Origin of the sequence: uncultured Rhodococcus sp. (genome assembly GCF_963525155.1) — a bacterium.
Classification (GTDB): domain Bacteria; phylum Actinomycetota; class Actinomycetes; order Mycobacteriales; family Mycobacteriaceae; genus Rhodococcus_F; species Rhodococcus_F qingshengii.
In genome coordinates, this window is the sequence record NZ_CAURKP010000030.1 from 1 (window position 1) to 26,047 (window position 26,047).

Here is a 26,047-nt window from a genome sequence, read left to right on the forward strand (position 1 = left end):
CCCCCCCCCCCCCCCCCCCCTCTGCAGCCCCCCCGGGGGGGGGGCGCGGCCGCGCCCACCCCCCCCCCCCCCCACCACCGGCGGAACCACCTAGGACTTGCCATGTCGCGCCTTGCATCTCTCACTCCCACCACCGCTGTCGGTGCATCGAAAGACCTTCTCGCCGAACTCGTGAACCGTCACGGACAGGTCGGTGACATGGTCGCGGCGATGGCTCATTCGCCCGCTGTGCTGGGCGGCTATCTGCAACTCAGCCGGGCAATGAAGCGAGCGAAACTCAGCCGCAAGATCACCGAGCGAATCTCTATTGCTGTGCAGGTCCAGCAAGGTTGCGCTGTTTGCCTCGAAGCCCACGTCGCCGCCGCGCACGCCAACGGCGTCGAGGCGGACGAGATCGAGCGTGCCCGCGCGGGCACATCGGCCGATCCCGCGATCGCGGCAATAATCGACCTCGGACTTCGCGTCTATCGGGAGCCTGCCTCGATTTCAGACGAACACATCACGGGCCTTCGAGCGCACGGCTACGGTGATCGCGAGATCGCCGACGTAGTCGGAATCGTCGCCCTCAATGTCCTGACCGGAGCTTTCAATCTTGTCGCGGGAGTGAAACCTAATGAACCGGATCGCTAAGTCCGCAACGGAACGGAACAGCTTGCGTCTGTTCTTGATTCGCGACTATCGCCTGCTCTTCAGCGCCCAGATCATCGCGCTGTTCGGCACCGGGTTGGCGACGGTTGCGCTAGGTCTACTCGCCTACGAACTCGCCGGACCGAGCGCCGGAGCCGTGCTGGCCACCGCGCTGACGATCAAGATGTCCCTGTACGTCGTGATCGCTCCACTCGCGGCGGCGTACGTAGACCGGTTGCCGAGACGGGCTTTCCTCGTTGCCCTCGACGCCATTCGCGCAGCGGTCGTGATCGCATTGCCCTTCGTCAGCGAGATCTGGCACATCTACGTGCTGGTGGGCGTTCTCCAAGCTGCGTCGGCAGCGTTCACTCCCACGTTCCAAGCGGTCATCCCTGACATCGTGACCGACGAGGCCGATTTCACCCGCGCACTGTCGGCATCGCAGGTCGCTTACACGATGGAAAGCCTGCTCAGCCCTGTTCTTGCCGCAGTCGCACTGTCCTTCATGACATTCAACCTGTTGTTCGTCGCCACCTCCGTGGGCTTTGCGGTCTCGGCACTGCTCGTGCTGGCCACCCGAATCCCCAACGCTCGCCGAAGTACTCACCGCAAGGCGTGGGATCGGATCGCGTCGGGGGTGCGGATCTTCGTGACCACGCCGCGACTGCGCGGCATCATGGCACTCAATCTCGTGGTGGCAGCAGCCGGATCGATCGTGGTGGTCAACACCGTCAACTACGTCCGCGACGAGCTCGGTGGAACCCAATCCGACGTGGCGTGGATGCTTGCCGCGTCAGGCACCGGCACGTTGGTGACCGCGCTTCTTCTTCCACGCGTTCTCGACAGAACCGCTGAACGTACTGTGATGACAGCAGGTTCCGTTGTCCTGGTCGTCAGCGCCGGCGCGGCAGCAGCCCTCGCCGTGGCCGGTGTATTCACGTGGATGCTCACTGCCGCAGTGTGGGCGCTCGTCGGCGCCGGGATGGCCATGATCGTCACTCCGACCGGAAAAGTACTTCGGCGCTCCGTCGACCCCGCAGGTATACCGGAGGTATTCGCAGCCCAGTTCTCCCTGTCACACCTCGCCTGGCTTGTCACCTATCCGATCGCCGGATGGGTTGGTTCGAGCGCGGGATTTGCGGTCACCTGGAGCATCCTTGCAGCGCTTGCCGCAGTGGGAACCGTTGCAGGATTTGTACTTTGGCCTCGGGAGACGGGTGCTGAATTGCCCGTACAAGCGACGTACGAAACCACGCGAGGCGAATGCACCTTGACGGCTGCCCAGTGCGCGTGCGCTCGCGCCGTCTGATGTCGACGGTCCGACTGCCCCCGACAGGGCTACAACGAAAGTGGTGGTGCAGCCATCGCCTGCACCACCACTTTTCACTCAGCTCACATCGGCATACTTCCTGGGATTTGCGTCGAACCGAGGACCACATCCCTTGCAGCAGAACCAGTACCGATTACCTTCGAAGTCACGAAACAGGCCTTCCGCTTCGGCACGCACCTTCTCGATCACGCTGCCGGGCATGACCCGACATTCGACGAGTTCACTACTGCCAGCGGTGAGTAGGTCTTTCCCACCGGTCGGCATCGCCGAACCGACAGCGCCGACATCGCCTTTGGCGTCAGACTTCGGGGTGTTGCCACAGCCACAACTGCTCATTGGGATTCCTGTTCTTTTGCGGGACGGATACGGCCCGCAAAGCGAGCCCGATACAACCGCCAATATACCCCCTATAGGTATATTCTACTGAGCCTGAGGGTGCGTTCAGTTGACACATCGCCGTATAAACCATTGCAGGAGAGGGAATATACCGTCGCGGGATGCCCGCTCGCCTGCAGCATCATGACACAGCCAACCCTAGACCTACTGGGGGTATAGGGTAGGTCTGGTATCGACCATCCATGTCCGCGAGGTCGTCGACGAAGAGGCACAATGAAGAACTGGAAAGCAATCGGCAGCAGCCGATTCGCCGTAGTTGGAGCTTTGCTGTTGGTCGGCATGCTCTGGGGAAGCTCGTTCCCCCTGGTTGCTGTGGCAGCACCAACTCTCGGCGCCGTCGGCACGACGCACGGCCGCTTCATTGTTGCAGCGTTGGTTCTCGCGCTGATAACTGCTTCCAGCAGATCGACCTGGCGCGCGGTCGGTCATCGGTTTCCTGCATTCCTACTGCTGGCTGCCCTCAACGTCGCTGGGCCCCTGACGCTTGTCGCAACTGCGATCGTCGGCCTCAACTCGTCGACGGCGTCGATCCTGAATGCCACGACTCCGATGTTCACCGTATTCGTCGCCGCTTTCTGGCTTCGACAAAAGATCACCTGGCGAAAACTCTCGGGGGTCGCGATCGGCATCGTCGGCGTCTCGGTGCTTGTCGGCGGAATTCCTTCAGCGATCGACAGTCACGCAATGCTGACCATTGGCGCATCTTTGACCGCGGCGCTGCTGTACGCAGTCGGAGGTGTCTACGCACGAAAGTCGTTCCAGGACACTCCGCCCCTGACTCTGGCCCTCGGCCAGCAACTTGCCGCGGTCGCCCTCTTGGTGCCGGTGTCCGCCGTCGCTCCCCCACCGGGGCCCATAACCGTCGGCCCACTCATCGCCGTGGCAGCCCTGGGGCTGGGGGCTACCGCCGGTGGCTACCTGGTCTACTTCTGGATAATTCGTCAGGCGGGTCCAGTCGCGGCATCGGCCGTCACTCTTCTCGTTCCGATTTCGGCATCAGCCATCGGAGTGCTGTGGTTGAACGAGCCTGTTACCTTCGCGCTCGTTGGCGGTCTTGTCATCATTCTTGCCGGAGTCGGCTTGCTCCTGGATCTTCCGCCGACGCGAGATCCATTGCGCAGGGTTGCCCCGGACCGGGCGGCTAGCGCGGACAAACGGCCGGTCAGCGGCTGATCGGAGCCGTCCAAAGTCCGACCAGCGCGTCGACGAGATCGGTCGTGAAGTCCTCCCATGACGTGACCGCGTCCGGTCCCTCTTCGGCAAGCGTGCGCTCGCGTTCGGCGAACATGTGCACGATCGCATTACGCCCGATGTCCGCGCGGGCGCGTCGAACACTCATCGGCATGTCAGTCAGACAGGCTGAAAGTCCGCGGAGCGTCTCCTGCAGAGTAGGCGAGGCCAGCACCTCGTCGTAAACGATTTTCCGCAGGACCGGGTCGGTGAGAATCTGCGCGCTGAACCGCGCATACCAGGTCGGGCCACCCATTTCGGCGTAGTGATCGGTCGACGCCCGAACCAGACACGAAATCCAGTCACGAACGTTTGTGGACCCTTCGATCTCACGCAGCAGTTCGCCACGGTTCTTCTCGACCTGCTGGGAATGCTTGTGCACGATCGCGCGGACCAGATCGGTCTTGGTCCCGAAGTGATATCCGACGGCAGCATTGTTGCCCTGACCTGCCGCCTCGCTCACCTGACGGTTCGAAACCGCGAAGACTCCATGTTCTGCGAACAGCTGCTCGGCGACGGCGAGAATGCGGTCTCGGGTTGCAGCGGAGCGCGCGGAATTTGCGGCACCGCCGACGTCGGCCGACGCGTCCTCAGTCCTCGTAGTCATGGACACCATCATCCTCGACCATCCGAAGCTGCTCGGCACCGGAGATATTCGTCACGATCGGAGACACAACCTTCCGTTAAGTCAGTCACTTGATTTAACTTTAGTTCAAGCAACTGACTTAAACCATTATTCGTTCTTCCTTCCGATGGAGTTACCGCAATGTCGTCAACCACTTCACCACCACCGACAACGCCGCCACAGACAACGAAGTCGCCAGCCACCACCGCAGTGGTGGCTGTTCTGGCGTTTTCCGGCATCGTCGTCTCGCTCATGCAGACGCTGGTGATCCCGATCATCCCGCATCTGCCCGAGTACCTGAACGCGCCGGCGTCCGATACCGCGTGGGCTGTGACCGCCACGCTGCTCGCAGCTGCCGTCGCCGTCCCGACCATGGGCCGCTTGGGCGACATGTTCGGCAAACGGCGTCTACTCCTGATCAGCATGGCGCTGCTGGTAACCGGTTCGGTGGTCGGAGCACTCAGTTCGAGCGTTATCCCCCTCGTTGCCGGCCGAATCCTGCAAGGCCTTGCTGCCGGCGTCATTCCGCTGGGTATCAGTGTGATGCGCGATGTACTTCCGCCCAAGAAGCTCGCCGGCGCTGTTGCGATGATGAGCGCTTCGCTGGGAGTCGGTGGCGCTCTGGGGCTTCCGATCGCGGCTTTGATCGCCGAGTACGCCGACTGGCACGTCCTGTTCTGGGCGTCAGCCGTGCTCGGCGCTCTTGCGGCCGTTCTTGTTGTCGTCCTGGTCCCCGAATCGACGGTTCGCACAGGTGGCACGTTCGACTTCGGCGGGGCAATCTCGCTCTCAGCCGCCCTCATCGCTCTACTACTGGCCATTTCCAAGGGTGGCGACTGGGGTTGGACGAGCACGCTCACGCTTTCCTTGTTCGGCGCCGCGATCCTGATATTCGGATTCTGGGCTTGGTGGGAACTACGCACCCCCAAGCCGCTGGTGGATCTACGCGTATCCATCCGCCGCCAGGTGCTCTTCACCAACCTCGCATCGATCGTGTTCGGATTCGCGATGTTCGCCGCCAGCATGGTCTTTCCCCAGGTAGTCCAGTTGCCTGAAGTCACTGGTTACGGCCTAGGCGGTTCGATGCTCACCGCAGGTCTGGTCATGGCTCCCTCCGGCATCATCATGATGCTGATCTCTCCGCTGTCCTCACGCATCACCAATTCGCACGGCCCCAAGGTGACGCTCATGCTCGGCGCCGTTGTCGTCGCAATCGGTTACTGCATCGGCATTTTCGCCATGCACTCGATTTGGGAACTGATCGTGATCGCAGTGATCATCGGCGCCGGTACCGGTATGGCTTACGGCGCGATGCCCGCTCTCATCATGGGGGCTGTTCCTCCGTCCGAGACCGGTGCAGCCAACAGCTTCAACACCCTGATGCGCTCCCTCGGTACATCATTCGCCAGCGCCATCGCGGGTGTCGTCATCGCCCAGATGACCATGTCCATCGGTGGGGCAACGCTGCCGTCGGAGAACGCTTTCCGCGTCGTCATGGCCCTCGCTGCGGGATCCGCCGTCGTCGCACTCGTCCTGGCCGGTTTCCTCCCTCGGTTCAACAGCTCCAACTCCCGCAAGGAGATTGGTAGCCAGCACACCGATACGTCCCCGAAGGAATCCGTTCCGACACACTGAGCCAGCGCGCAATACACACTGCGCTGTACACAGCCCGGCCCCGGCGGAGTCCAACTCCGTCGGGGCCGACGCGTTTCACACATTTTGCTGTTGATACACCTGCGGACGACAGTTTCGTGACATGCTCCGTTGAGATGGGTGCTCGTTCGATACTCGGGGAAAGGATGCCGCGATCGCCGCTCCTCGTGCTGACGTAGCCCTTGCTGTCGCCGCCGCTGCCGTCCTGGGCATAGGCGTCGGTGTCCTTCTTGCCGATGTCGTCGCCGGCCTGGCTGCAGGTGCGGGTGCTGCAGTGGTATTTCGGTTTGCTCTTCGGATGATCAATACCCGAAAGTGAGCGTTTGCCGAGGGTCCTACTTCAGGACACGGATCGCCGAGCCCGGAAGGATTCCGCTCGATGGCGGATAGATCGACGTTGCCCCGTTGAAGAACATGTGAGCGGGAGTCGTGGATACCGGCAGCAGGTCGACGTCCTTGAACAATGCCCGCTCACTTTCCTCCCAGACCTTGCAGGACTCGTCACCGGGAAGAAGCGAAGCCTGAGTAGATAATTCGATGTACTTCTTGTTGTCGAGGGAAGCGAAGTTCACTCCTTCAGGCTTCGGTGGGCCGGTGAAGTACTTCGCAAAGATACTCGGCGTATCGCTCCCCAGCGTCAAACCGATGGAAACGTCCCACGACGACAGGTCGGTGGTGCTGAATGTGTTGGCGATGACAAAACTGTAGTCGCCGCCGGTCAGTTTCACCTTCGCGCCCAGTCCTTCCCACTGTGTTGCCACGTATTCCGCGGCGGCAGAGTTCGTATCGCGTGAGTTGTTGAAAATCACGTTGAGGGCAAGCGGTCGACCGTCCTTCGTCAGGACGCCGTCGGCCCCCGCCTTCCAACCTGCGTCGGACAGCGTTTTCTTTGCTGCATCGACGTCGAAATCGGGGATCGTCCCTTCGACACTGTTGTAGTCGCAGGCAAGGGGTTCCGAAACCGCGAGGGCGCGTGCGCGGGTTCCTTTACCGCCGGTGGTGATCTCGGTGTAGTCGTCCAGGTCTACTGCCTGCACGAGGGCCTGCCGCACAGCACGGTCTGCCGTGGGTAGGGCCGCGAAATGATTGAAGATGAACTCGCCGGACAACGTGGTGTAGGTCTTCGAATCCAGACCCGCGGCCAAGACTCGTTCCTCGTCCGAACCGGTGACCGCTGCGGCATTCACTCCGCCGGTGAGAACAAGATTCGCCGTCGTACTGGGATCGGTGACAATCTTGATCGTCACTGTCTTCGGCACTCCGAGAGTGTCGGAAGTGGTCTCGCCGTTCGGACTCCAGGTGTAACCGTCGCGGCGTTCCATCGTGATGTGATCGTTCGGAACAACTTCGGTGACCTTGAACAGACCCGTTCCGTTGCTACTCGAACGGATGCTGGCCGGGTCTTCGAGCGTCGCAGCGCACGGAAGCCTCAACGCGCCGATTCGAGAGAGCAGGAAGGGCGCTGGCTCGGCGGTAGTCACCGTCAGTTCGTCACCGTCCGCTGAGGCCGAAGTCGACATCGGCACAGTGGATCCGCGTAGCGGTGAAGCGTTTTCAGGATCCATGACCCAGTTGATGTCATCGGCCGCGGTCTGTGCGGTGAAGGAAGTGCCGTCGGCACAAGTGATGCCCTTCTTGAGCACGAACTTCAGCGTGTTCCCTTCTTCACTCCAACTCTCCGCCAGATAGGGACGCACAGTGCGTGTTTGCGCGTCGATGTCGATCAACGAATCGTACGAGTACGCGTTCACGATCTGAGTCGACGTGAGGTTGGTGATCAGAGGGTGCAGATTTCCGGGATCGGCGTTGATCACAGTCGTGAAACTGCCGTCCTTTGCATACTCACCGACTGAACCTTCGGGACTGGATGCGCCGCCACACCCGGCCAGGGTGAAAACGCCAACGCTGATAACTGCTGTCGCGGAGACAGAACGGGCTTTCATACGAGCCGCCATCTACTAGGAGTTGCCATGGCGACAATCGTGCGGGACTGACGTGGTCTGTATCTCGTTGAAGTTCCCCATACAGTCGGCCGTACTCTGTTCGATTGTCACTATCGACCGGGCAAGCGCAGACGCTAAGTACGACGCTGCCGTTGACGGTGATTCGCGACGTTGATTCGGTTGCCGCACAACGCCGGCATGCAGTAGCGGCGTCGCCCTCCCCGGCTTGTATCGACGAACACCCCGTTGCACGTCGGCGAGGCGCATGGGCGGAATCGTTCGTACCCCAATGTGCGCAGAGTCCCCAGCAACGAGTAGCCGATCAACAGCGCAAGTTCGCCGGTGAGATTGATTCTGCTGTCCGGTACCGCATTCCATCGATAGTCGGACCGGGCATCAGGCACGAGTCGGACGTGATGCGGGACGGTCTGCAGGAGTCGATGAGTGCGATCAACGAGCTCATCAGAAGTCGGAGCATCGAGAATCGAACGAATCCCCTCTCTGAGTTCCTTGACCTCAGCAAGTTCACCGCTGGTAAGCCGACGTCCGTTGGTGAGCGCATCCGGCGAGAGTCCATGTTCGTCCAGTAGATCGTGAAGCGCCTGAGGGGCAGCCAACGCGTCACCTGCCTCCACCCACACGCGGGGCGAGGTATTGACCAAGTCGGTCGCAAACGACGCACCGGCGACGTAATCGTCTAAAACTACTTGCATCCCTTACCGCCCTGCCCTACCGTAATTGAATAACCTAACTTTACACCTTACGGAGGCGGCGGGATGGAACATTGCGCAGACCACAGGCTGCCCGAGATACTCCGAGACACTCACCACCGATTGCGCCGCGCCGGCACCGTGGCATCGCAGACACCCGTCGTCGCTGCCGATCTCTACTGGTCGATCGGCGCGCTCGCCCAGTGCCTGACCGCGATGGACGAGGTCATTTCACAACTTGGAATCAATGCCCGAAAGCAGTTGCGCGCTGGAAAGTTCGACGTCCAGAGCGGACCGTTCGAAGGAGAGCCCGACGCCGCCCTACTCACCGCAGTTCTTGCGCTCGCCAGAGCATCGAGTAGTTGCGAACCGGTTCAGGCGGCAATCGGCAACGCTCAGATCGCGGTGAGCGATCTCGTCGTCGCGAGGACTACCAGCGCCTGACACTCGGGCGGGCCACCCGCCCCAGTGGAGACTGTATGGTTGGTTTTCGGCATCCGCCGAGAGCGTCGAACAGCAGGGACCGGGTTTTCACTGTGAGTACAGGGACATCAACGATCTACGAGGACAGGACCGTCCGGATCGACGATCAGGGCGTCACGATCCGCCACTACTACTTTCCGTTTGTCAGCAAGTTCGTCCCGTACTCGCAGATCGAATCCGTCGACCTCGGAGTCATGTCATGGCTGAGCGGACGCCTACGAATCTGGGGAACAACAGATTTCAGCTCGTGGTACAGCCTGGATCTTTCACGCCCGTGGAAGGAGACCGCGGTGGTACTCACTCTCGCCGGCCACGGAGCGCCTTCGTTCAGCCCCAAGGACGCAGATCGCGTCGAGACCGAAATCCGCAGTCGCATCGGATCGCACGCCGCGAACTGACTAGCGGAACTCGGATTCGACGGTGACGATCTCCCTCCAATCGGTTCGATCGAACAACCGCGCCAGCGCTGTGAACAGAACTTCCGGATCGATGACACTCTCCGGTGAGTGCACACCGACCCGATCCGAAATCGTTCCGTCGGCGAGCCGGGACACCACCTGAGCAAGGCCGAGCGCCAAGGGGATTCCGGTTGCACCGGCCATGTCCGACAGCAACTCCGATACCGGCGAATCGTCGGCAATCCGTGCCACGACGCGCATCTCTCGACCTTCGAGCGCCCCTGTCGCCGAGGCGAAGAACAACGGCAAGGATCCGTGGCCGGCGCGCGTGAGCATTCGAGGCGCAGCACGGATCATCCGTCCGAGCGAAGGCTTGCCCAATTCTTCGGCGGCCGAGTCGAGATCGATTCTCCCCTTGTCGATGTCGGCGCGGAGAACGTCGAGAAACGCCACGGTTTCCGGTGTGATGACCATCAGATTTGCCGAATGCCCCGCAGGTTTGATGGTCCGATGAAACATCACCGGCTCCGGATGCCCGACCACGTAAGCGTTCCCCCGACGTCCGCCGGGCAGTTCGAGTGCGATGGAACGCAACGGTTCTTCGTTGACGATTCGCCCCGCACGAACCACCGGAACCTGGCCGCTGATCTGCTGCATCCAGTGAACGGCGGCTGCACTCAATGTGTCCACCGACTCGTCCTCGCCCTCGACATCAACCGGCCAGGCTGTATACAGATCGTCGACCACGTCCAATCGCGAGACTGCCATCGCGGCCAGGAGGTTACTCATCCCGGGACTTGCGCCCATGCCGACTACCGCACAGATTCCGGCTCCCCTCGCGGCACAGTCCAATTCCAGCATGTCGACGGCCGGCTCCCAGTCGTCGCAGATGTCGAGATAGTGAGTCCCGGTCTCGATCGCTGCCTGGAGAATGCCGACGCCGAAACGGAAGAACGGTCCGACCGTATTGACGACCACGTCTGCGCCGTCGAGCAATTCACGTAGCGTGCGACCGTCCGTGACGTCGATGCGGCGCGCCTCGACTTCCGCTGACGCCTGCGCCAGTTCAACTGAAAGACGCTTCGCAGCATCGATATCGCGATCCGCGACTACTACCTTGCCGATTCCCGGCAATGTTGCGGCCAGACGAACTGCTGCCGAGCCCATGGCGCCGGCACCGCCCAGTGCGACAACCGTGATTCCGTCAGCCATGAATTCCCTCCAAAAATGCAGTCTGATCCGCTAGATAGCCGGGAGCGAAGATCGAACGGGGAGCAAGAACGGCTACCAGAGCCGACATCAATTCCGAGTCTTCGAGGTCCTTCTCCACAATCGAGTGAGTGGCGTCGGGGTACTTCTTGACCACCAGTTGCCCTGGCGAGTCGAGTAATTCGCGGTACACCCTTTCGGTATCAGCCACGTCGACGTTGACGTCTTGTCCGCCGATGATCAAGAGCACCGGAACCTTCACGGTTTCGAGATCGGCTCGCGCATCCGAGAGGTAGTTCTTTCGGATGAAGTTCCACCGGTCTTCGGTGAGACCGTCGGCCTCGCCGGAGGCCACGAGATCGTCGAACGATGCATCACGGGCCAACTGATCCAAGTTCTTCGCACGATCGACCCGCGCTTTCTCGAACTCGTCGGCCGACGCATTTCTCTCTGAAAGCTCGGCAAGGGTATTGAATTCACCTTGTTGGAGCCAGTTGATCGCCGGACCCACGGCAATGACGAACGCTACGTCCGGGTCGAGGTTCACCACCTTGGGCATCACCCACCCTGCCTGGCTTGCACCCCACAGACCGATCCGAGACGGATCGATATCCGAACGTCCCCGCGCCCACTCGATTGCCGCTTCCGTTTCTGCCGCGCGATCGTCCATGCTCTGATCGAGCCAATTGCCCGGTGCCCCATTCACCCCCGGCTTGTCCCAGGAGAGTGACGCGTACCCCGCCTTTGCGAACGCCTCCCACACCGGTCGATAGAACGTCTCATGTGTTGCATCGACCGGGCCGTCTCCGTGGACGAAAACCACGAGCCCGAAGGGACCGTCACCGTGTTCGGGCAGTGCAAGGACTCCCTGGAGCGGCACCGGTCCCCCGGTGATCGTCACTTTTTCCTCACGGATGTCATAGGTGTTCTGGTACAGCGTCCAGCCCACCAGAGTCGCGATCAGAACAACGACCACCGCCAGGGAAGTAACCATCCACCTGCGTAAACGAGGCTTACTCTTGCCCTCGCTCATCGATTCCGCTGCCATCTTCCCGCCCTAACGTACGAATTTGAAACGATCGTATTACATTCGATAGTACAGTTGTGGGCGAAGATGTCGAGAAGCGAGGAAAGGACATGGCGATGACCGACAGGGACGTCGAGGTACCCACGAGGATCTTGATCGAGGGACTACTGCGCACGGACGGAACTGTCGACGGACGCACCCTTTATGCCACCGCCGACGCCCTCGGCAAAACTGATCAACAGGTTCGGCTGTGCATCAAGCGGTTGGTCACCGAGGGGAAGTTCACTCAGGAAGGTCGCGGGCGGCAGGCCACGCTACGAGCAACGCCGAAAGCCCTGCGCGAGATGGAACCCGACGTCGAATTCGTTCGGCTGGCCTATCGACAAGACCGCGACACTGTGACGCCGTGGGACGGGTATTGGCACCTGGCCGGATTCGCAATTCCGGAGTCGTCACGGAAAGCGCGAGATGCGCTGCGCACCAGGGTCGTTTACCTCGGTGGCGCGCTCGTCCAGGGCGGTCTGTACGTCTCGCCGCACGCCTGGGAACCGTATATTCGCGATGCGGCCGCCGAACTCGACGTCGAACAGCACCTGTCTTCTCTCACCACTCGAGATTTGAAAGTGGGCATGCTCGAAGACCCCGTGGAAATTGCCGCGCAGTTGTGGCCACTGGACCAGATCGCTGACGGATACGAACGGCTACTCGACGTAGCGACCGCACGCCTGCACAAACTGCAGAACAGTCCGGGTACCGATGCTGTCACGATGACCATCGAACTCGCGGCGGAATTCACGCGCGCCATGGAACCGGATCCGCTGTTGCCGCCGGAACTACTGCCCACCAACTGGATCGGCACGAGGGCTCGGTCGATCACTGCGCAGTGCTGGACGCTTCTGGCACAGGTGGACGGTGCCGACGAATTACCGTCGCTGTTCCACCTGTACGCAGATGCAATCGGTGACGATCAGGACGCAAGCGTGCGCTGACGGGGCGGCAGTCCGAAACGCCCGAGAACCTCGTCGACTGCGGTGGACGGTGTGACAAGTCCGCGATCCTGAAGCCACGGAATGGTGCTGTCCACCAGATGCTCGAGCGTGCGAGGCAATGCGAGAGGCAGCAATGTAACGCCGTCGGCGACCTCCGCAGCTCGGATATCGGCGATCAAACTGCCGAGACCGGAAGGCGTTCCGACGTAATGAAGCGAAACGGGAACCCGCGGCGAGGTCAACGCGCTGTCCAACTGCGCAAGCTCCTTACGAGCGGAGCGAGCCTCCGGCGCGATCAGAATCTCGAGATCGACCAGCACTGCGACGCTGTCGGGATCGCGTCCTTCTTCGGCGACGGCAGCGCGTATCCGTGCGCGTTCGAGCAGTGCCTCACGCAGATCCGCAGCGCGAATCCGAACCACATTGGTAGGGAATGAAGCCAAATCGAGAGCCTTTTCACCCTCGGTGAGGTCCACCCAGTAGTCGCCGCCGATGATGGGCAGGTTGCCGGGTGCGCCCTCAGCTGCCGGATGGTGACCGGATCCGGTCAACTCGACCGCTACGTGCAGAGAATGCGAAGCGAGTGAAGACATGTGAGACCTCCGAAAATCAGAAAAGTATGGGATGAGCGAGACGAATCGTCAGCTCGAACACATTCCTGAAGAGGTGCGGCACAGATCGACATGGCGACGGCACCACTGACCGAGAGTGATGCTCACTCGCGAAGGGGTGGCGGGAAAATCCGCTGGTGCCATGGCTGCCATGCTAGTTGTCCGTTCGAGTTTTCGGGGACCGAGCTCAGCTCAGACGCACTCGGCTGCGCCGGCATTGTCGTCTGCGGCTCCGAGGAAGGGGCGGGTCTCGGGCACAGGGTTCCACGCACCTGCCGTCTTCGCGTACTTCCAATCACGCTGATTCGAAACCAGGATGTTCACGGCGTCGACCAACCGCGTCACGTCGTCCGAGCTGCTACCGAGGCCGAGGCTGGCGCGAACTGCACCGCCGGAGAGGCCGAGGCGCGCGAGAACCGGATGTGCGCAGAAGCGACCGTCGCGAACTCCGATGCCGTGCTCGGCGGAGAGGAATGCGGCGATCTCGCCCGCTTCGAATCCGTCGACGGTGAAGGTGACGATTCCGACGGCGTCGGGAGCGTCGTTCCACAGTCGCACGAGTGAGACGCCCTCGATGGCGGACAAGCCGTCAGTGAGCTGGGCGGTGAGCGCCTTCTCATGCTCGGCGATCACGTCGAAGTCCAGGGCGTGCAGGGTTTCGCAGGCGGTCGCGATGGCAGCCGCACCGAGCACGTTGGGGGAACCTGCCTCGTGGCGTGCGGGCGCGCAAGCCCACTCGGTGGATTCGATGGTCACCTCACGCACGGCGCCGCCGCCGGCGAGGTACGGCTGAGCTTCGTCGAGCCAGTCACGGCGGCCGACGAGAACGCCGGCGCCGAAGGGCGCGTACAGCTTGTGGCCCGAGAACGCTACGTAGTCGACGCCGCATTCCTGCAGGTCGATGCGACGGTGGGGAGCCAACTGAGCAGCGTCGACGAGGATACGTGCGCCGCAACGGTGAGCGATGTCAGCCAAACGTGCAATCGGCAGGATCTCACCGGTCACGTTGGAGGCCCCGGTGATTGCGAGCAGCGCGGCAGGCTTGGTGCACAGTTCACCGATCAGACGCTCGATCGTTTCTTCGATGGTGTCTGCGGCGGTGACGATACGAGCGTCGTTCCACGGCAACAGGTTTGCGTGATGCTCGACGTCGAGGACGACGGTGCTGCCGGGAACGCACTGCGCAAGCAGGTTCAGCGAATCGGTGGTGTTCCGGGTGAAGACGACAACCTGATCGTCGGCACAGTTCACGAAACGAGCAACGGATTCACGAGCGTTCTCGTAGGTGAGCGTGGAGATCCGGGACGCATAGCCGGCACCGCGGTGGACGCTGGCGTATGTCGGCAGCAACTCGGCGATACGGTCGGTGACCTGGGCCAATGCCGGCGCACTCGCGGCGTAGTCGAAGTTGGCGTAGGAGCATTCGCCACCCTGAACCAATGGAACCTGCAGGTCGGCACCCGAAACCTTGGCAATCGCGGTGGTGCAGCAGGTGTCGGCACTCAATACAGCAGTCATCGAAGACAATCCTCACGTTCAAGGACTCGTTCGTCGGGAGATGGCCCCGGAAGAGTCCGCGCTTGCCGCATTCGTTTTCGAACGCAGCCGGGTCGTCACCCGGAGCACCCCACCGCGGAGGAGGGTTGCCGACCAGCAAGCCGGGGCTGAACACTGGTACTCGTGACCTGGCAACGAGGATGGCAGGAACCTCCCGTGCTTGTCAAGACGAAGCCGCGAAGATCTCCGTCAGGGCGCGATGGTCCGGCAAGCAAGGTGGAGCGCAAGCCTGGTTTCCGGATCGGCCAGATCGACCGAGAGAAGGCGCTGAATTCTATCGATCCGACTCGATACGGTGTTGCGGTGCAAGCTCATTCGGGTTGCGGTGTGAGCCAGAGACGATTCTTCGTCGAGGTACGTCGACAGAGTCTCGAGCAACTCTCCATTGGAATCGCGTAGCGGTGCGAGCAATGCCGCGGCCGCAGGCTGGAAGGTGTCGGTTCGCGTCCACGCCAGCAGCAACTGCGCCAGCCCGAGGCGGTCCACGTGCAGGAATCGACCTGTTTGAGATCGGGAACCGGCGAGCCGAGCGGCATCCCCGGCCTCTGACAGGGACGAACCGATTCCAGCCGGACCGTCGTGTGCGCGTCCCACACCTACCCAGGTCTCCATCGTGGGTTCCAACCTGGCCTGAGCTGCACGGATGCACTCGGCGATCCTGGTGATCGCCTCCGGTCGCGGCTCACCTGGCAGAGTCGTCCACGCCGCCCAGCCGTCAGCCTGTTCCACGACATTGGCGTCGATTCCCTCGGCGGCGAGAGCATCTGCAACCTCGCTGCGTCTTGCCACCAGGTCGACCTCACCGACCGCCAGGACTTTGATGCCGATGTGCCATCCGTCCAGCATCCAACCCGCGTCGAGTGCGCGCCGGAGCAGTCCGGGTGTGGCGTCTGCTGACGTGTCGATCAGTTCACCGAGCAACGCGCTACGCCGGCGCGCTTCACGCTCGTCGACCATGCGCGCAACGGCCAGTCGGTGCCCGGCAGCCAACGAGGCCACGTCGAGAACCACTGAGAGAGAAGCCTCTTCGACGCTTTGACGCACCGGGAGCAGCACCGCCAGCCAGGGCTCTCGGGCTGCGCCGGACATCACCGGGCACGCAATCAGGACCCCGCCGGAGTCCAATTCGACCGTGGTGGGCGCCCCGCGACCCGACAACATACCGGCGGCTGCTCGATCAGTGTCTGACAACAGGTCGGCGCCGGTCATCGGACGTCCGGACGAGTCCAGGAGAAAGAATGAACGCTGAAAGGTGTTCAGTAGCACCGACAGAAGATTCTCGACGCTTCCTCCGGCTCGTTGGCCCGCGTGTGTCGCCCGCAGTACTGCGTCGGCCATCACCGCCCGCGAATTCGAGAGAAGATCACGAAGATCCACGCTGAACTGCCACGGGTCGGATACTCCGAGCACCACCAGTCCGAGCCGATCGGCAAGCAACGAGAGATTCGCATCCTCCGCCGCAGTGCTGTGCACAGCGACCACCTGGCAGCCGGTCGCCGCTGTGCGCCGAAGGAGAGCGTCGAATCTCCACTCCCCGATGTCGATTCGATCGAGAATCACCAGAACTGATCCTGAACTCGCCGCATCCGACACGGCCTCGGCCGACTGTGCCGATTCCCCGGTGAGTGCTCCCACTGTCGTCACGACGGGATCACCCTCCCCGGCCAGTCGATACACCCCGACAAAGGCCGGGTTGTTCAGCAACGCCGAAACACTCGCGCTCATCGCGCCTCCATCAGCACTGCGTCGTGGTCGATCCCGAATGCCCGCGGGCCGACAACTTTCAATCTGCCCACTTCTTCCGCCCACCACTGTGGACCGGGAAGAACCAACACGGCCACATCGTGCCCCTGGTGCACGGATTCACACGAGACGAAGGCGCCGGTCCGCACGTCGAGCAACGTCACGATGTCCGGGCACGTTGCAATCATCTCGCCGTCCAACGCGACGGTCAGGAACTCACTCTCGAATTCGACTCGTATCACCGCAGAATCGTGTTCGAGAATCACGCTGCCCCGACGATCGCCGGTGTCCGGACGACTACGACGGACCGCACGCACCCGGCCAGTCCCCATTACCAGGGCCCCGGAGCTTTCCGCGATCTCGTGCCAACTGCCCAGTGCCCCGATGTGCTGACCCAGTTCGTATGCTCGGGAGAGAGTTCCCGGAATGCACGCCTCCTGCACCGTCCGCGCATCGATCGACGCGATCGCCAGAGCGCCCCAACCGCTGGTTCTCCCGATCAACGACCGCACTGCTACCTCGGCGCCCAGCACATCCACTCCGTCGACGACGGTGATCAGGCCGCCGGGCTGGGCGAGGGTGACCGGGCACAATTCCAACCCGGCTGCGGCGAGAGAGAAGTGATCGAGCCGCGGCATCGCTCGACCCAGCAGGTCCGCGTCGACCACGGGAATTCCCAACGCCAACGCCGCCGCAATGCCGGAGAGAGCGTTGAGTCCACCGCCTTCGAAAGTCATCACCGCGGTCGGACGCTTCCCGGTCCAGCGCGTCAAAGCTGCTGCAGTATCTGCAAACTCACGCCCGGAGGGCAATTGCTCCTCCAAAGCCAGGGCCGATCCGACGATTCCCACCGGCATCACCAATGCCTCCTCCGGCAACTGGTCCGGCGCGATGACCTCCACCGAAGTAGACGTCATCAGTGGACGCAGCATTTCCACGAACAGGCGTGGATCGCCGCCCCCGCCGCAGCCCAGGACCACCGCCCCCGCTGCGATCGCGTCGAGGTCGGCCTCCCGGACCGCGTGCAGCCTGCTCACGGCTCGCTATTCTGCCAGTACAGGTTGCTCGAGTGTCTCCACCGGCAGGAACGGGCGATCGAGTCCGAAACTTGCCGGACCGAACACCGCCAGTGCCTCCGGGGTTCTCATGATGGGTGGGGTCGCGATCCCGATGACCGCAACGCGCTGCCCGTACCGCAAGCCCTCCGTGGTGATGGGTTCGGCGGTATCGGCCTCGACGATGCAGATAAGGTCTGGCACGATCGCCACCATCACTCCGGATTGCACGGCGATCAGATTCTCGTTCTGGAACTGAACTTCCAGCTCTTCGTCTCCGACGCCGGCGATCCGCACCGAACCCCGAGCGAACCCCTCATCGGTTCGCCGGTCGACATCGATAACCTTGCCGTGAAAGAGAACTCGCCCGTATCCGTAGAGCGTGTCGGCGAGACCGTCCACCAGCGCCTGAACCGGGTCCACCCGCTGCTCACGTGAAAGTCTGATGGACCGGCCGATGGTCATGGCCAACGACAGAGTCCGTGGGATCGCCGTCCGCTTCACATCTGCACCCGTCATCGAGTACTGCGCGATGTGCGCCATCCCACCGAACCTCGACGTCACCCCGCGGGCGAGGCCCTCCAATCTGCTGTTGTCACTTCCGGTGTCGAAGATCGCTACCTCGTCGTGCTCGTTCGCCATGGCGAGCGGACTCGCCGAAATCCCGTACACCGAGAAGGTTTCCATCTCGAGCTGAGGAAAGGCTCGTCCCATCCCGTCGGCGTCGACAACCGGCAGGCCGCGCCGTGCGGCCACCAGCAACGGAATCATCGAATTGATTCCGCCGCACTCCATCGGCATCGTGGCATCTGCAGTTCGACCCGTGTGCTTCTCCAACGTGATCAGCGCCAGCTCGGGTTCGGTTCCGCGCGGCATCTTTTCGACCACGACGGTCGGGGCACCCATCTGCGCGACGGGAATCACCCACGCGTCGTCGTCAAACTCCTCCGGATCGAGAATTGTGATTTCACCGGCCTCACCGAGCGCCTGCGTGACCAACATCTTGCCGACGAACGGATCTCCCCCGCCGCCGGTGCCCAACAAGGCTGCGCCCCTGGCGAGGTCGTCGAGGTCCGCCGTTCGTAGTGTCCAACTCATCGTGAGCCCTCCTGACCGGTGGAGACCAAACCACTGTGCAGTGCCAAGTCACCGACTGCCTTCACTCGAATACGCGTTGCGTTGCCCGGCAGATACGGAATCGGGACCTCGTCGAACTCCACGATCTGCACCGACTCGGGCCGTGCGCCTGCGGCGACTGCCCGATCGATCGCCTCCTGGCGAGCATCGTCGGCAAAAACCTGCCGGTGCCCGTCCCGCACCGCTTCGACTCGATCTACCTCACCACTGACCTGCGCGATCGCAGCGCCGATCGCATTGGCAACATCGAAGCGCTCAGGACGAATCACCGTTCCCAGGCCCGGGAGTTCACGCTCCAGTAGTACCGATCCCCCGCCAACCGCCACAACGGGAAGTGGATCCGACGTGGTCCGCATCTGTTCCACGGCGTCGGCGACTCGGCGCGAGATCCGGTCGAGTGCCGTCGACACCAGGCCGCGGTCGAGGTGCGCCACCGCACTGCGATCTCCGACGTCGGCCAAGCCTGCCGCGACGGCTATGTCGGTGGCCGTCAACGTGTCACCGCCGAATACGATTGCTCGTGAACCCAATTCGTATCCCACAGATTCGGGTCCGACTGTGAGTCCGTCTGCATCCACCACCGAACCACCACCGATACCGATCGAGAAGACGTCCGGCATACGGAAATTGGTCCGTACCCCCGCGACCGTCACCTCCGTGGTGGCTTCTCTGGGGAAACCGTTGGTCAATACGCCCACGTCGGTAGTGGTGCCCCCGATGTCGATCACCGCACAGCTGGCCAGACCGGACAGAACAGCGGCGCCTAGCATGGAGTTGGTCGGCCCCGAAGCGAAAGTCGCCACCGGATAACGCCTCGCGTACTCGATGTCCATCAAGGTTCCGTCGTTCTGGCTCAGGTACAGCGGCGCGACAATGCCGTGCTCGACCAAAGATCGGGCAAGACCGTCGACGATGTGATCGGCGAGCTCGCGCAGCGCAGCATTGATGATGGTCGCGTTCTCCCGCTGGAGTAGACCCACTCGACCGATCTCGTGCGAGAGCGAAATTGCGACGTCCGGGCCGAGTTCCTCACGCACGATCTCCGCGGCGGCCGCTTCGCATTCGAGATTGACCGGAGAGAACACCGAAGATATTGCGACCGAACGAGTACCGCTGCGAGCCATATCGGCGGCATGGCGGCGAATCTCGTCGGGGTCCAGTGGCGAGATACGACGACCGTCGAACTCGTGCCCACCGTGAGCGAGGTAGTGCCTTCCTTGCACAGCGGAGACCAGGTCTCGCGGCCACCCCACCATCGGCGGAAGCGCGGCGGTCGCCGGAAGCCCCAATCGCAGAGCCGCTGTCGGTGCAAGTCCGCGTTGCTCGATGAGAGCGTTGAGAAAGTGCGTCGTGCCGATCATCACTGCTTGAACAGCGCTGGGAGAGAACGAGTACTGCTGCTGCAGCGCCGTCAGAGCTCCGCCGATTCCGCCGGTGATGTCCTTGCTGGTCGAGTGTTTGACATGCCCGATGACGGTGGTCCCGTCCATCAGGACCGCATCGGTGTTCGTACCACCGACGTCGATTCCGATTCGCATCGCGAACTCCCTTCTACAGTGTGTGCCGTGCTAGTGCGTGAGCGCAGATCTTCCCGAAGTCTCTTGCGGCGCTTCGGTTGCGGTGCGTCCGACTCCGCGAATCAGGCCGAGTCGACCCGCGACGACGTAGAGAACGAAGGCCGAGGCCACCGCGTTGATCGACGGCAGGCCGAAGGTGCTGTAATGACCGATCAGCGCCGAGACGATCCAGATCACCAGCGTGGCCGGTACCCAAGTGGGTGCCGAGTTCGGGAGGGTACCCGCAGCTCGACTCTCCTCCAGATCCTTGCGCCATGTCTTGACGATGAAGTATTCCGCCACCATGATCCCGGCGATCGGCGGGAATCCGACGCCCAACAGGATCAGGAAGTCGGTGAACGAGTTCAGGATTCCGGCAGCCGCGAGGACCGAACCGGTGATGCCGACAACTGCTGTGACAACTGCGCGATTGATCCGTCGACCGAACACGACGTCGATGAAGTTCACGACGCCGAGCCCCGAGCTGTACAGGTTCCAGTCGTTGATCTTGAAGGTGCCGAGAACGATGATCAGAACGCCGACCCAACCGACCGACGAGAGAATGATCGTGGCAATGTCGGAACTGCGAACGGCATGGGCAAGGAGAACACCGGTCAGCCCGATCACGTATTCGCCCAACGTTATTCCGACGAGCGTCTGTTTCACGACATCGCCTGCCGTGCGGTTGAAGCGCGTCATGTCGGGTGTGATCACGGCTCCGGCAATGAAACCGCCTGCGACGATGGTAGTTCCGGCGAGGAAGCTGAGCTCCGGCCCGGCCGGCGCAGATGTCATCAGATCTGACAGCGAGTGATTACGCAGTTCGGCGATGACGGCCCAACCGACCAGGATCAGGAACAGCGGAACGGTGATGTTGGCGATCAGTTGCATGGATCCGAACCCGCGAAGGACTATCGCGGTGATCAGGAGACCGAAGGCCAAAGCCCACGCCCACTGCGGCAGAAACGGCATGATTCCGTGCAAACCTGATGCAGAGACAGCAGATTGAATGCCGAACCAACCGATCAGGCTGACCCCGATCACCAAACCGATCACCGCGGAACCTGCGTGCCCGAATCCACACCAGCGTGCGACCACCGATGTGTTGAGCCCTTCACGAACCCCGATGATGCCGATGAAAATACAGACGACCTCGAGAATCACCGCCCCGACTGTCAATGCCCAGAAGGCATTCCAGAACGTCATACCGTAGCCGAGCGTCGCACCGAGCAAGAACTGTGCGAGTGCCGATACCTGACCGAATCGCTGTACTGCCACCGAGAACCACGAATATCGTGCTTCGTCGGGAACGCGGGTGAGCGCGTAGTCGTCACCGTCGGACACTTCACCGCCGGCGGCGGTCGTTGACGTGTTTTTCATGACGGACTCCTCGAATAGTTGGGAAGTGTTCTCGGAGAAGACGGTACGAATGTGGCCAGGGTCACGCCTATGGGCGAATTGGCGTTTCTTCGTGTTACGACAATGCATTTCGCACAGTCGTCATTTCACACAGTCGCCAAATGGCACGGGTCTAACGCAACGCGTATCCGCCGTCGGGGTACAGCGTGGAACCCGTTGTGTACGTGTTGGTGAAGAGATAGAACACCGCTTGTGCAATCTCGTCTTCGTTCCCGACGCGGCCGAGCACGTTGTTCTCGGCACTCCAGGTGAACGCGGCCTCCCGAACCTCCGCCGGGCGCTGAGCCCACAGATGCCCGTCGATGGTTCCGGGAGCGACAGTGTTGACGCGGATCGGCGACAGTTCGACCGCCAGCCCCCGCCCGAGCCCCTCGATTGCCGCGTTGGCTGCAACGTATGCCGCGGCAGCTGCGGGTGGCCGCACACTGGCAGCGCCGGACATGAGGACCACCGATGCGGTGGGTGTCAGCTTGTCGAGCGCAGCGTGCACGACGCGGTACTGCCCCCAGAACTTGGAGGTGAACGGCGACGCCGCTTCCTCGACGCTCTGTTCACGGAACGAGCCGACCTGGTAATCGGCAGCCGTGGTGAAGAGAGCATCGACGCTGGGGATGTTGGTGAAGAACTCTTTCACCGAGTCTTCGTCGGAGGTGTCGACGGTGAACCAGTGCGCAGCCTCACCCAGCTGCGCGGCCGCTGCTTCGAGCTTGGATGCGGTTCGGCCACCGAGAACTACCTGCGCGCCGGCGTCGACGGCAAGCTGCGCCACTCGCAGCCCGATGCCTGTTCCGCCGCCGATCAGTACGACGGTCTTTCTTGAGAGAGGAGAAGGTGTCGTTGTCATGCAGCGACTGTAGGGCTCACCGAATTGTCCCGACATGTGCAGAATGCACAGATTTCACTACGGCACAGTGCCAAGTATCGAGACTTAGCTGGTAGAGGACACCGCCCCCGGGGATCTCGCCTGACGACGTTTGCTGCGTCGAAACTGCCTTCACATGCACCCCTCCTTCGAGTTCGCTTGTAACAAAACAACTCCCACGACCGAAAATGTCGGTGAACCACAACAGCGAAGGGAAGTAACGACTATGGGATCAGCAGACGTCATGGCCTGGCTCGCCGAGGGTTACCTCGCCGGCGATCCGATTCGCTATCCGCTCTACGTCGGATCGATGTTCCTCGCGATGCCGTTCCAACTGATCGGCGTAATTCTGGGTCACCCCTTCTGAATCGTCACATCAGGCCAGGGCGGACGACGTAGAACGGCCAGAGTTGCGATCACTGCGGCCGCCAACCCGATGAACTCCCCCATCAAAGCCGCCCTGGTGTGATCGACGGCCGGTGACCACGACGGCTCACCCTCGTGGATCGAGAACACTCCCACTGGCACCGGTATCGGGTCGCGGCGCCACCGCCGGTGTAGACGCGAAACCGTGATGATCGTCGATCCGTCGCTGGTCTGGTGCGGTTCTCCGAAGATCGTCGAGGTCCCTGATTCCCCTCGAAATCGCTCCACCGCATCACGAATCTCCATGATCTCCATCGTCGCATCGAAACAGCAGCCCTGTGCGAGTATCGATCGATGGCCGAGTGGTGGGTACCGAGCAGGCGCGTCGAGCGATGGGGCCAGACGATTGGCCTCGTCCTGCTCGTCGTCGTAGTCGGTCCGAGCACCATCCATACAGTGGCCACGGAACCGACAACCGGTAATTGGGTTCGCCTGGCAATCTGGCTTTTCGCGACGGCCGGATTTGCCTACGGCACCGTCCAGGCCTGGCGAAACAGGAACAAACCTCAGTCGGTGTGGTGGGAAGGGACAACTGCCCCCACCGAAATACCCGCCGACGACGTCCGTAGCGCACTCGCGTCGACTGACGACCGTATTCCGGCAATCAAGGCACTACGCGAACTGCATCCGGGCTTGGGTCTGAAGGATGCGATGGATCTGATCGACGCTCAGCGGGGCGAACAGGGCCCGCATCACTGATAGTTGCGACCATCACAATCACAGTTAGGTATCGACACCTGACCGCCACGATCGAGCGCGCACGCCAGGAGTTAACCACCTGACAGACAGGCTGTTTCGCCGAGTTTGACAAATGTGGTCAATCGGTGAGCGTCGACTCGACCGATTCAACTCACCGCACCAATCGAATTCGCCGTTCAGCCTTCCACTCATGACCCAATGCCACTATTACCCAACGATTTACAACCGGAACTACGGCATCCAGTGAGAACTTTCGCGACAGTGCAGCATCTTTCGTCCAGTTGAGTTGACCGAAACTTGACGTTACGTTGAATTTCAAAGCAATAGCCCGGTCTTGACCTGCGATGGTGTGAGCGAAACGCCCACCTACGCGTGACATGTGGCTGCCCTGAGGGGCGCTGTGAATGCCTGAACGTTCGAGGAGTGGAATGACTGCGGTCAAAACTGCGTGGCGTGAACTACGGAAACCCGTGTTCATCCCCGCGTCGATAGTGATCTTTGCCCTGATCGCCTTTGCCGTGATCTACGCGGGAACAGCCGCGGACGCTTTCGAAACACTCAACAACGTGATCAGCGACGGCGTCGGCTGGTGGTACATCCTCTCGGCCACCGGTTTCGTCATTTTTGCGCTGTACTGCGGAATCAGCCGCATCGGCAACATCCGATTGGGACGTGACGACGAGCAGCCCGAGTTCGGGATGCTCTCGTGGTTCGCGATGCTCTTCAGCGCCGGCATGGGCATCGGGCTCGTGTTCTACGGAGTAGCCGAACCACTTTCGCACTACGTGACCCCACCCGTCGCCGGGCAGATCGCCGGATCCACGGACGCCGCAGCCAATCAAGCAATGGAACTGACGCTGTTCCACTGGGGCCTTCATGCGTGGGCGATCTACGTCGTCGTCGGCCTTGGTCTGGCGTACATGACCTACCGCAAGGGTCGTCCGCTCTCGATCCGTTGGTTGCTCGAGCCGCTCCTCGGACGGGCTCGCATCGAAGGAAAGATCGGCCACGCCATCGACGTCGTCGCCATCGTCGGCACGCTGTTCGGTGTCGCGACGTCGCTGGGCTTCGGTGTCCAGCAGATCTCGGCCGGCCTCGACTACCTCGGCTGGGTGGAGACCGACAACTGGTTGGTCATCACCATCATCGTCATCGTGACGGGCATGGCCACCTTCTCGGTCGTCTCCGGCGTCACGAAGGGCCTCAAGTGGCTCTCCAACATCAACATGATGCTTGCTGCCGCGCTGGCCCTGTTCGTCCTGATTCTAGGACCGACATTGTTCCTGATGCAGTCGTGGGTGCAGAACCTCGGCGGATACGTCCAGGCCTTGCCCGAGCTGATGCTGCGCACGTCCCCGTTCGCCGAAGACGGCTGGCAGGGTGCATGGACCATCTTCTACTGGGGTTGGTGGATGAGTTGGGCACCGTTCGTCGGCATGTTCATCGCGCGCATCTCACGCGGCCGCACCATCCGCGAATTCGTCTTCGGTGTGCTGCTGGCCCCGACGCTGGTTGGTTCGTTGTGGTTCACGATCTTCGGTAACTCCGGCATTCTGCGTCAGCGCAACGAGGGCACGATGCTCGACGCATCCGGCTCAGTGGACACCAACACGTCATTGTTCACGCTTCTCGACGGACTTCCGCTCGGAACGATTTCGAGTGTTCTCGCGATCGTCGTGATCGTCTTCTTCTTCGTCACGTCCGCGGATTCCGGCTCGATCGTCATCGACATCCTTGCGACCGGTGGCAGCTTGGAGACCTCCAAGATCACGCGTGTCTACTGGACGTTCCTCTCCGGTGCCGCGGCCGCAGTTCTCCTCATCGTGGGTGGCAGTGGATCGCTCACGGCGCTGCAAACCGTTGCCATCGCCACGGCGGTACCGTTCTCGGTCATCATGGTGCTGGCATGTCTGTCGATGCTGAAGGCGTTCCGATACGAGGTCGCTTCGGCACCGCGCTACCTGCGGGTTTCTACAAATACCTCGGCATCGACCGACGTTCCGCAACCCACCGAAAAGCGGCTCCGCGATCTGAAGATCTCGTCGACCTTCGCCGGGCTCACTCCGTCACAAAGCGGGATCATGACGGATCCCTCCGACGCCCACATGCTCGTCGCGGTCCACGAAGTCCCCGCCCATGCGGTCAACATCGACCCGGATACCGGCGCCGTCGACTTCTCCGAGGAATCGAAGGTCGTCGATCCACTGGGCGGAGAGGTGTTCGACACACCCGAGTTCGCCGACTCGGCAGAAGGCCACGCGCAAGCTGCCAGTACGGACTGACCGGCACGTTCGGCATGTTGCATTAGGCATATCTGTTCACCAACTCGCAAACTTGTCATGAGACTTTCAACTCGACAGTT

25 protein-coding genes and 1 riboswitch are annotated in these 26,047 nt (G+C 61.8%); of the genes, 10 read left to right on the top strand and 15 right to left on the bottom strand.

Annotation, left to right across the window (positions count from 1 at the left end):
- Positions 1-102: 102 nt before the first annotated feature.
- Positions 103-630 (top strand): carboxymuconolactone decarboxylase family protein, encoded by a 528-nt coding sequence (locus RWT78_RS09410; RefSeq protein ID WP_007727110.1) that lies wholly within the window; start codon positions 103-105, stop codon positions 628-630.
- Positions 614-1,936, top strand: coding sequence for an MFS transporter (locus tag RWT78_RS09415; RefSeq protein ID WP_314675460.1), 1,323 nt, complete (start codon positions 614-616; stop codon positions 1,934-1,936). The genes RWT78_RS09410 and RWT78_RS09415 overlap by 17 nt, the downstream gene beginning before the upstream one ends.
- Positions 1,937-2,014: 78 nt before the next feature.
- Here RWT78_RS09415 and RWT78_RS09420 read toward each other — a convergent pair whose 3' ends face one another.
- Positions 2,015-2,293, bottom strand: a complete 279-nt coding sequence (locus RWT78_RS09420) for a YHS domain-containing protein (RefSeq protein ID WP_003941173.1) — start codon at positions 2,291-2,293, stop codon at positions 2,015-2,017.
- A gap of 273 nt (positions 2,294-2,566) precedes the next feature.
- Here RWT78_RS09420 and RWT78_RS09425 point away from each other — a divergent pair, with 273 nt between their 5' ends.
- Positions 2,567-3,526 (top strand): DMT family transporter, encoded by a 960-nt coding sequence (locus RWT78_RS09425; protein ID WP_314675461.1) that lies wholly within the window; start codon positions 2,567-2,569, stop codon positions 3,524-3,526.
- Here the strand turns inward: RWT78_RS09425 and RWT78_RS09430 are convergent.
- Positions 3,516-4,190 carry a helix-turn-helix domain-containing protein gene (locus RWT78_RS09430; protein ID WP_314675462.1) on the bottom strand — a complete coding sequence of 225 codons (675 nt, stop codon included), beginning with the start codon at positions 4,188-4,190 and terminating at the stop codon, positions 3,516-3,518. The genes RWT78_RS09425 and RWT78_RS09430 overlap by 11 nt on opposite strands.
- A 159-nt stretch (positions 4,191-4,349) precedes the next feature.
- On the opposite strand from RWT78_RS09430, the gene RWT78_RS09435 reads away from it, so the two are divergent.
- Entirely contained in the window at positions 4,350-5,843 is a 1,494-nt protein-coding gene (locus RWT78_RS09435) for an MFS transporter (RefSeq protein WP_314675463.1), read from the top strand.
- Positions 5,844-6,196: 353 nt separating this feature from the next.
- Here the strand turns inward: RWT78_RS09435 and RWT78_RS09440 are convergent, their stop codons facing one another.
- Together RWT78_RS09440 and RWT78_RS09445 are read right to left on the bottom strand one after the other, a co-directional pair.
- Complete coding sequence (locus RWT78_RS09440; protein WP_003941152.1) at positions 6,197-7,804, bottom strand: ABC transporter substrate-binding protein; 1,608 nt, start codon at positions 7,802-7,804, stop codon at positions 6,197-6,199.
- Between the two features lie 134 nt (positions 7,805-7,938).
- Positions 7,939-8,517, bottom strand: coding sequence for a CGNR zinc finger domain-containing protein (locus RWT78_RS09445; RefSeq protein WP_042450527.1), 579 nt, complete (start codon positions 8,515-8,517; stop codon positions 7,939-7,941).
- A 63-nt stretch (positions 8,518-8,580) separates the two neighbouring features.
- On the opposite strand from RWT78_RS09445, the gene RWT78_RS09450 reads away from it, so the two are divergent.
- Positions 8,581-8,958, top strand: coding sequence for a hypothetical protein (locus RWT78_RS09450; protein ID WP_064111455.1), 378 nt, complete (start codon positions 8,581-8,583; stop codon positions 8,956-8,958).
- 92 nt (positions 8,959-9,050) lie between these two features.
- Positions 9,051-9,395: a hypothetical protein gene (locus RWT78_RS09455; protein WP_003941188.1), complete on the top strand. Its 345-nt coding sequence runs from the start codon at positions 9,051-9,053 to the stop codon at positions 9,393-9,395.
- Here the strand turns inward: RWT78_RS09455 and RWT78_RS09460 are convergent, their stop codons facing one another.
- The gene (locus RWT78_RS09460; protein ID WP_314675464.1) at positions 9,396-10,607 is read right to left on the bottom strand and encodes a saccharopine dehydrogenase NADP-binding domain-containing protein; all 1,212 of its coding nucleotides are present in this window, start codon (positions 10,605-10,607) and stop codon (positions 9,396-9,398) included. It lies immediately after the preceding gene.
- Complete coding sequence (locus tag RWT78_RS09465; RefSeq protein WP_208690683.1) at positions 10,600-11,598, bottom strand: S9 family peptidase; 999 nt, start codon at positions 11,596-11,598, stop codon at positions 10,600-10,602. Before RWT78_RS09465 ends, RWT78_RS09460 begins: the two co-directional genes overlap by 8 nt.
- A 143-nt stretch (positions 11,599-11,741) precedes the next feature.
- On the opposite strand from RWT78_RS09465, the gene RWT78_RS09470 reads away from it, so the two are divergent.
- Positions 11,742-12,620: a PaaX family transcriptional regulator C-terminal domain-containing protein gene (locus RWT78_RS09470; RefSeq protein ID WP_314675465.1), complete on the top strand. Its 879-nt coding sequence runs from the start codon at positions 11,742-11,744 to the stop codon at positions 12,618-12,620.
- Here the strand turns inward: RWT78_RS09470 and RWT78_RS09475 are convergent.
- From RWT78_RS09475 to RWT78_RS09510, 8 genes are all read right to left on the bottom strand, one after another.
- Positions 12,599-13,213 carry a hypothetical protein gene (locus tag RWT78_RS09475; RefSeq protein ID WP_314675466.1) on the bottom strand — a complete coding sequence of 205 codons (615 nt, stop codon included), beginning with the start codon at positions 13,211-13,213 and terminating at the stop codon, positions 12,599-12,601. The genes RWT78_RS09470 and RWT78_RS09475 overlap by 22 nt on opposite strands.
- A gap of 210 nt (positions 13,214-13,423) precedes the next feature.
- Positions 13,424-14,749, bottom strand: coding sequence for an aminotransferase class V-fold PLP-dependent enzyme (locus RWT78_RS09480; RefSeq protein ID WP_003941108.1), 1,326 nt, complete (start codon positions 14,747-14,749; stop codon positions 13,424-13,426).
- A gap of 53 nt (positions 14,750-14,802) precedes the next feature.
- Positions 14,803-14,917: riboswitch (SAM riboswitch) on the bottom strand.
- 60 nt (positions 14,918-14,977) lie between these two features.
- Positions 14,978-16,513, bottom strand: coding sequence for a helix-turn-helix domain-containing protein (locus tag RWT78_RS09485; protein ID WP_314675467.1), 1,536 nt, complete (start codon positions 16,511-16,513; stop codon positions 14,978-14,980).
- Entirely contained in the window at positions 16,510-17,568 is a 1,059-nt protein-coding gene (locus RWT78_RS09490; RefSeq protein ID WP_314675468.1) for a DUF917 domain-containing protein, read from the bottom strand. Before RWT78_RS09490 ends, RWT78_RS09485 begins: the two co-directional genes overlap by 4 nt.
- Positions 17,569-17,574: 6 nt before the next feature.
- On the bottom strand, positions 17,575-18,684 hold the full coding sequence (locus tag RWT78_RS09495; protein ID WP_314675469.1) for a DUF917 domain-containing protein: 1,110 nt from the start codon (positions 18,682-18,684) through the stop codon (positions 17,575-17,577).
- On the bottom strand, positions 18,681-20,261 hold the full coding sequence (locus RWT78_RS09500; RefSeq protein WP_314675470.1) for a hydantoinase/oxoprolinase family protein: 1,581 nt from the start codon (positions 20,259-20,261) through the stop codon (positions 18,681-18,683). The genes RWT78_RS09495 and RWT78_RS09500 overlap by 4 nt, the downstream gene beginning before the upstream one ends.
- A gap of 30 nt (positions 20,262-20,291) precedes the next feature.
- Positions 20,292-21,659, bottom strand: a complete 1,368-nt coding sequence (locus RWT78_RS09505) for a cytosine permease (protein WP_070161572.1) — start codon at positions 21,657-21,659, stop codon at positions 20,292-20,294.
- 151 nt (positions 21,660-21,810) lie between these two features.
- Complete coding sequence (locus RWT78_RS09510) at positions 21,811-22,542, bottom strand: SDR family oxidoreductase (RefSeq protein WP_065351854.1); 732 nt, start codon at positions 22,540-22,542, stop codon at positions 21,811-21,813.
- 244 nt (positions 22,543-22,786) lie between these two features.
- On the opposite strand from RWT78_RS09510, the gene RWT78_RS09515 reads away from it, so the two are divergent.
- Complete coding sequence (locus RWT78_RS09515; protein WP_003941170.1) at positions 22,787-22,927, top strand: hypothetical protein; 141 nt, start codon at positions 22,787-22,789, stop codon at positions 22,925-22,927.
- On the opposite strand, the gene RWT78_RS09520 is transcribed toward RWT78_RS09515, so the two are convergent.
- Positions 22,915-23,379, bottom strand: a complete 465-nt coding sequence (locus RWT78_RS09520) for a hypothetical protein (RefSeq protein ID WP_399551623.1) — start codon at positions 23,377-23,379, stop codon at positions 22,915-22,917. The genes RWT78_RS09515 and RWT78_RS09520 overlap by 13 nt on opposite strands.
- 3 nt (positions 23,380-23,382) lie before the next feature.
- On the opposite strand from RWT78_RS09520, the gene RWT78_RS09525 reads away from it, so the two are divergent.
- Both RWT78_RS09525 and RWT78_RS09530 read left to right on the top strand, forming a co-directional pair.
- Positions 23,383-23,685 carry a ribosomal protein L7/L12 gene (locus RWT78_RS09525; protein ID WP_232319041.1) on the top strand — a complete coding sequence of 101 codons (303 nt, stop codon included), beginning with the start codon at positions 23,383-23,385 and terminating at the stop codon, positions 23,683-23,685.
- Between the two features lie 428 nt (positions 23,686-24,113).
- A complete protein-coding gene (locus RWT78_RS09530; protein WP_003941118.1) occupies positions 24,114-25,967 on the top strand; it encodes a BCCT family transporter in 1,854 nt (617 codons plus the stop codon).
- Positions 25,968-26,047 lie beyond the last annotated feature (80 nt).